The sequence below is a fragment of the Verrucomicrobiota bacterium genome (assembly GCA_016871535.1).
Classification (GTDB): Bacteria; Verrucomicrobiota; Verrucomicrobiia; order Limisphaerales; family SIBE01; genus VHCZ01.
Genome location: VHCZ01000321.1, coordinates 1 through 6,513, shown reverse-complemented (window position 1 = coordinate 6,513; position 6,513 = coordinate 1). Strand labels below are relative to the sequence as shown.

The window sequence follows — 6,513 nt, the reverse complement described above, 5'->3', positions numbered from 1 at the left end:
ATCTGTCGTCAATCCCACCGTCTGCACAGTAAGGTGGGGCGAAACTCCTGCCGAGCCAAATGCCATCAAAGAAAAGCTCCGCAGGAGCGTCGCCCCACCGTCGTTAACTGATGTGGGTGACGGACAAATCCATGCTGCATATCGCAACATGAATTTGTCCGCCCGATTCCGCCCGGTGATCGCAGAAAATCTACTGAGGCGCGCCGAGTTCAGATAAATAGCGGAGCAGATCGCGAAACTCCGAGCGCGTCAGGTGATCCACCAGCCCGGACGGCATGAGCGAGCCAAGGGCGCGTTGCCGGGCGATGTGGTCGGCGCGGATGCGAATTTCTTGGTTTTGAAGAGCATCCCTCAGAGTCAACTCGCGCGCGTCCTCGCGAACCTTGTAACCCTGGAATACCTCGCCGTCCTTGGTGGCGATCTCGTACGCCAGGTAGCCTTCCTTGATTTCCTGGTTCGGCGTGAGGATGGCGCCAATGATGAAATCCAACGGTTGTCCGGAGCCTATGGAGTTCAGATCCGGACCGATTCGCCCGCCTTCGTTCCCCACGGCGTGGCAGGCCAGGCAATTCAAATCCGCCCGGCGGAAGAGGGCCTCACCGCGCTGGCGGTCGCCGTTCGATCGGACTTCCGCGACCAGCGTTTTGATTTCCGCCGCATCCAGCGTTTTGATTTCCGCGTCCAGTTTTGCGGCGCGCCGCAAGGCCTCGACGAGGTTGGTTTCCTGGCGGCCCACGGATTGCAGGAAACGCACGCCGAGCTTCGCGGCATCGATATGTGGCGGCATTTCTGCCAGCGCTTTGCTCAAGGCCGCCGCTCCGCCCGTCCTTTGCAGGAAGGCAAGGAGCAATGCTGCCGGAGCGCTGTCCGATGGACTTCGAGCGAGAATCTCGGCAGCCTCCTTCGCCGCCGCGGACAAATCCACACCGGTCAAACTGGCGACGGCGCCGATCCGGATTTTTTCCGAAGGATTCGCGCGGCCCAATTCTGCGAGGAAATCCCGGCTTCGAACTCCCCCCAAAGCTGCGATCCCTTCGAGCGCTGCCACACGCATGGGTTCACCATTCTCTGAAGCTCGCGCCGCTTGCTCCATTTGCGCGCGGAACGGCTCCAGTTTCCACACGCCCGCGAGTTTGAGCGCCTCAGCGCGCAAGGCTTCGTCGGCGTGGCCCACGAGAGATTGCAACCGTTCGGCCAGATCCCCGGACGGGCGGACTTTTCGCTGCCGCTCTGCATTCGCGACCAAGGGGAGAATCTTCGCCTGGAGTTTTGCATCGTACGCGCCGGCTTTTTGGTAAGTCCGAGCCTCCAAGGCGAGCGCCAACTCATCCGGACCGCCGACGTTCGCCAGGATGGTCAGGAAGTTTTCGCGGAGCTCATTGGGGAGGGAATCCGAGTTGAGCAGTGCGACCAGAGGTCGAAGGGTGTCCGGGGAGCCATCCGCGCGGACGAGGAATTCCAGACGCGGCTGATGGTTTTCAAGCTGCAATTTCCCGGCCTTGAATGCGGGCGCCCAGTGGGGCTTCAACCCCTGGACGGCCTGACGCAACGCATAGTCCAGAAACCGATCCATCGGCTTGTCCACGGCTCTAAGTGCCATCTCCATCGCGCGCGCGTTGGGGATGGAGTTCAACGCCACGACAGCTTCCAGACGGACGCGCGGGTGCGCATCCTCGACTTGCGCCCGCCACAAATTCCACGCGCCCTCGACGCGGGAATGCCAGCGGCCCAGAACTCGCGTCGCGTAAGCGCGCGCGCGAAAGTCCTCGGCGCGAAGCAGACGCACGAGCAAGCCGGCTTCGACGACGTCCTGGGATTCATGGAGCATCAAAGCTTCGAGCAGGTGATGTTCGTAGCGCGAATCCTTCGGGTCGAGATCGTGAACCCATTCGTGAAGGCGCGGCGCGAGATTTTGCGGCGGCAGCTCGGCCAGGAGACGGCGCGCCTGATTCCGCGTGTAGTGCTCCGGCGCTTTCAAGTGATCGAGCAATTGCTCAACCGGAATGCCAACTAGCTTTGGCTTTACTGCCAAGGCGCGATCCTTCCTGGTGACGCGCCAGATGCGGCCATGGGATTTGTCGCGATCCGGATGGCGAAACGAGTACTGGTAATGGCCGATGATCGGATTGTACCAATCCGCAAGGTAAATCGCGCCGTCCAGGCCGATTTTGACATCGACGACGCGGAAGGATCGGTTGGTCGATTCGACGAGCGGCGGCAGTTCCTTGGCGGCGAACCCGGAGCCGGCATCGCTGAGGCGCCAACGGCCCACCGAATTGTTGAAAAACGTTCCGCCAACCAGGATGCCTTGTTCGTCTTCAGTGTAGTGCCGGCCGCTGAGCAGATCGGCGCCGCAGATTTTTTTGCCCTGCCAGATGGGCGGATATTTCTCCGTGGGTTTGTTAGGGACCATCACTGGCAAAAGGTGGAAGATGCCGATGCAACATCCGTCCACCACGATCGGCTGGCCCCAATCATCGAACGCAATGCCCCAGGGATTGAGCGGCCCGTTGCTCTCGTGGAAAGAACTTTCCAGTTCCAACGAGGCGGGACGGAAGCGCCAGACGCCGGCGCGGTCCAGGCGTTTGATGCCCTCGGCAGTCTCGATCCGGGAATAGATATTGTGCCCCTGGCAAAAGAACAACTCGCCGCCGGGGCTCCAGGTGAACGAATTGATGTTCTGATGGGAATCGCCGGTCCCGAATCCGGAAAGGACGACGCGGGTTTGGTCAGCGTGACCATCGCCATCCGTGTCCTTCAGATGAATCAGTTCCGTGCCCAGGCCGACGTAAGCGCCGCCGTCCCCCAGGGCGAGGCCAGTCGGGATCATCAGGCCGGTGGCGAACTCCGTGCCTTTGTCGGCTTTCCCGTCGCCGTTGGTGTCCTCCAGCACGACGATGCGGTCAGCGGGTTTCTCGCCGGGCTTGATTTGCGGATAAGCCGTCGTGCAGAGGACCCAGAGGCGGCCGTGCGCGTCGAACTGCATTTGAATCGGCTTCACGACGGCGGGTTCAGCGGCGAAGAGATTGACCTGATACCCGTCCGCGACGCGCAACGTGCTCAACTCGTGTTCGGGGGAATCGAAGGTTTGTTGGGCGGGCGCGCAGAACGCGGAGCTAACCAACGACAACGTGAGCGTGGAGGGTAATCGGAGTAAACGTAGGGCAGGCTTCCAGCCTGCCCGTTCGCGAGGCATCATGCCTCGCGAACAACGGAGCAAGGATGCTCCGTCAACCGGCAGACAGGATGTCTGCCCTACATTCTTACTCGATGCGCCGCAATTCATAGACGTGGGAACTTGGTCGCGCGAGCTGGTCGATCTGAGTTTCCTGTTTCGCGAGCAACGGGACGAAGGTTTGCAGTTCGCCCGGGAACCAGCGGACGCCGAAGTTATCGTGCTGATGACTGCTCGGTTGACTGGTCAGATCGCCGTTCAGGAAGGCCCAATTCTGGGGACGCCAGTAATTGAAGAACGTGCTGTTCTTCTGGACGATCAAGTCCCGGAGCGCATCGGTTTGTTTGATTTCGGGGCCGTGGGGCAAGACGCGACCGCGTTCCCAAAAAGTATGGCTCAGTTCGTAGAGCGGCACGCCGTCGATTCGGAGCAAGTAGCGCCCTGGCAACAGACCGGAGATGCGCAAGGTACGCGATCCCGGAACGGAGAAGCTGCCGTCGCTCCTCCGAAAAACCGGGCCGGGCAACAGTTCGTCCACCGACTTGAAGCCCACCGTGGAGGTGGACACCTGGAAATCGGTGAGTTGCGTTCCCCTGGCCTGGTAGCTGCGGCCGCGCGCGTCGATTTCGACGGTCCACTCCGGCTGGGACAGTCCAAGGCCGCGCTCGGCCTCGTAAGCCATGCGCCAGTACCCGTAAGCGGAAGGATGCATGCCGTCGCTCGTCAATTGGGCGGAGCCGTCCGAAGTGGACTCCGGATTCTGCAGTTGAAACAGATCGGCCCAGGGCAAGCCGCGTTGTTCTGCCAGGCGGCGAATGGCGTGGACGTACGCTTCCAGATTCTTGTTCCGTTCGGCAACCGCGCGGATCGAAGCGCGCAGTTTCTCGTGGCGGAACGGAGTCAGGAGCACGATTCGCGGCGTAAGGTTGGTGAGTTGGTCGAGCAAGGTGCGGTAAGCGCGCGCGAATTCCGGCAAACCTTCGGCTCCGCGCGACGATTCCATCAATCCGAAGTTCGCGAACACCACGGTCGCGCGCTGCGCCTTGAGACTCTCCGTCAGGCCGGGGAAATTCAGCGGGCGTTCCTGTTGGAACACGGTGTCCGCTTCCCAGCCGAGGTTTCGAAACCGCAAACGGTGTCCGGGATAACGGCGCGTGAGGAGCGTTTCCAGGAAGGCGTGCTTTGCGTCGCCAACCGTGGTCGTGCCTCCGATGAAGGCCACGCAATCGTTGGTGAGGAGCGGGAAGGCCGGAGTTCGGGATGTCAGGTTTGTCTGTCCGGCTCGCGGCGGTTGATTGGTGCCCGCTTGCGGGACTGCGCCTGAGCTCATCACGAAGGACGAGAAGGTCAATCCCATTCCGAGCGTCGCAAGATTCCAGACGACTGACATCGCCTGAAGAAAGCTCGTTCCATCACTGAAGTCAAAAGATTCTCCCGTTTGATCGGAATTGCGGCTGGGATGCTGGGATTTCGCCATTTCGCCGCGTTGACACTTGCCGCTCTGGCCCATAGCATCGCCATTGAACCAGTCGGCCTCCTTCAGTCATGCAGCGTTGCGACCCAAATCTCGGCCCGGCGGCTCGGCCCTATGCCGAGGTCGCCGCGGAACTCGGCATGAGCGAAGGCGCGCTGAAAGTCGCGGTCCATCGCTTGCGCCGCCGCTACGGCGAACTCATGCGCATGGAGATTGCGAATACCGTGAGCAGCCCCGACGAAATCGAGGCCGAGATCCGGCATCTGTTCACCGTGATTGCATGTGGTTGAGCACAGAATTTGTTCCGTACGGAACAAATATTGGGACACAAATATCGGGTCATGATGTGACGGACGAAGTGACCAGCGTCTCAGTCAGCCGGCGTCGGGCTTGCCATGCCTCTTTGCCGAGATAACCGGTTGGCAACAGGCTTCCCGGAAGCAATGGGTCTATTGCTACGGTCTCCAGCCAGTGAGAATGCTCGCGTTCCATGTACCAACGCAATTGCTTGGATATCGGTCGGCTCTGCGTGGCTTGCTGATCGATTTGTTCGAGAACCCGCAAGTAAGCGCGATAGGCCTCATTCACCTGTTCGAAGTCCCAGGCGCCAGCGACGATCGCCGCATCGGATGCGCCACCGCCAGCGCGCGCCTCCAGGATGATCAGCGATTCCACGTCGTCAGAAAAAGCGCGGAGATTTGCTGCGATGGAGTCAAGTGGATCCGGCGTGATCCAGACGCTGTTTTGTAGGAAACCAAAATGTTGATCCTTAAGGAATCGCCGCAGCCGAACTCGGAGGCTGTTCTTGATCTCCGGCAAATCAAACACCACGAGCCGCCATTGGTTATCCCAACGCCTAGTCCAGTGAGCCTCCGGGTCGCGTCCGCCAAGAGCAACTCTTCGGCCTTCGGCTGTCAGGGTGTAAGTTCGCTGTTCCACGGAACCGGGCCGACTTTCCAGGAACTCCTCCATTTCGAGTCGATGGAGTTTCCGGAGAATGCCCCGGCGTGAGGCCCATCCCTCGAACGAGTCGGTGAGATTGTGAATTGTTGGGCGGCTGAGCGACTCCATCAACCACAGCAAATGATACAACCACTCCTTGGTATTGCGGTTCATAACCTCGATGGCCTTGAGAATGAACCAGACGACAGCTCGGTGCAAGCCCTGAAATTTGTTCCGTACGGAACAAATTTCTGGTACGGCGACAGTCTGGTTCAGGATTCCAATCGAGTGCCGGAGGCGCTATAAAAGTGCGAGCAGTGCCCCCCAATGACTGCGCTCCGAAAATGTGTGCGGTGTGGTGCGGACCTGATGAGCGATGCGCCCGCGGGTCATTGCCCGAATTGTCTTCTTGAGCTGGGTCTGCATTGGGCGGGGGCAAGCACGCTGGATCCGAAGTCTGGGGGCGACCGTTCAACGGTCAAACGTCAGTGGTCAGTGACCAGTGCGCAGTCCCCGGTGGGAAGTGAGCGGCCTATGGATTCACGATCCTTTGGCGATTATGAACTACTGGAGGAAATCGGCCGAGGCGGCATGGGAGTGGTCTATAAATCCCGGCAAAGGAGGCTGAATCGGGTCGTGGCGGTGAAGATGATTCTGGCCGGCCCGTTTGCCAGTAAGGAATCCGTCCAGCGTTTTCGGGCCGAGGCTGAGCCAGCGGCGCAATTGCAGCATCCGAATATCGTGTCGATCCACGAGGTCGGGGAATTCGAAGGCCGGCCGTACTTCTCAATGGATTATGTGGAAGGAAGGGATCTGGCGCAGTTGGTCCGCGAGAATCCGCTACCGGCCAAGCGGGCTGCGGCCTACCTGAAGACCGTCGCCGAAGCCATTCATTACGCCCACGAACGGGGGGGTCATCCAT

General features: G+C 60.3%; 5 protein-coding genes. 2 read left to right on the top strand and 3 right to left on the bottom strand.

What is annotated here, in order from left to right:
- Positions 1 to 190: 190 nt before the first annotated feature.
- Both FJ398_24955 and FJ398_24950 read right to left on the bottom strand, forming a co-directional pair.
- Positions 191 to 3,286, bottom strand: coding sequence for a c-type cytochrome (locus FJ398_24955; protein MBM3841144.1), 3,096 nt, complete (start codon positions 3,284 to 3,286; stop codon positions 191 to 193).
- Entirely contained in the window at positions 3,264 to 4,685 is a 1,422-nt protein-coding gene (locus FJ398_24950) for an SGNH/GDSL hydrolase family protein (GenBank protein ID MBM3841143.1), read from the bottom strand. The genes FJ398_24955 and FJ398_24950 overlap by 23 nt, the downstream gene beginning before the upstream one ends.
- A 35-nt stretch (positions 4,686 to 4,720) precedes the next feature.
- Here FJ398_24950 and FJ398_24945 point away from each other — a divergent pair, with 35 nt between their 5' ends.
- The gene (locus tag FJ398_24945) at positions 4,721 to 4,939 is read left to right on the top strand and encodes a hypothetical protein (GenBank protein MBM3841142.1); all 219 of its coding nucleotides are present in this window, start codon (positions 4,721 to 4,723) and stop codon (positions 4,937 to 4,939) included.
- Between the two features lie 49 nt (positions 4,940 to 4,988).
- On the opposite strand, the gene FJ398_24940 is transcribed toward FJ398_24945, so the two are convergent.
- The gene (locus tag FJ398_24940; protein ID MBM3841141.1) at positions 4,989 to 5,810 is read right to left on the bottom strand and encodes a hypothetical protein; all 822 of its coding nucleotides are present in this window, start codon (positions 5,808 to 5,810) and stop codon (positions 4,989 to 4,991) included.
- A 108-nt stretch (positions 5,811 to 5,918) separates the two neighbouring features.
- Here FJ398_24940 and FJ398_24935 point away from each other — a divergent pair.
- The coding region (locus tag FJ398_24935) for a serine/threonine protein kinase (GenBank protein MBM3841140.1) at positions 5,919 to 6,513 on the top strand (595 nt) is incomplete at its 3' end.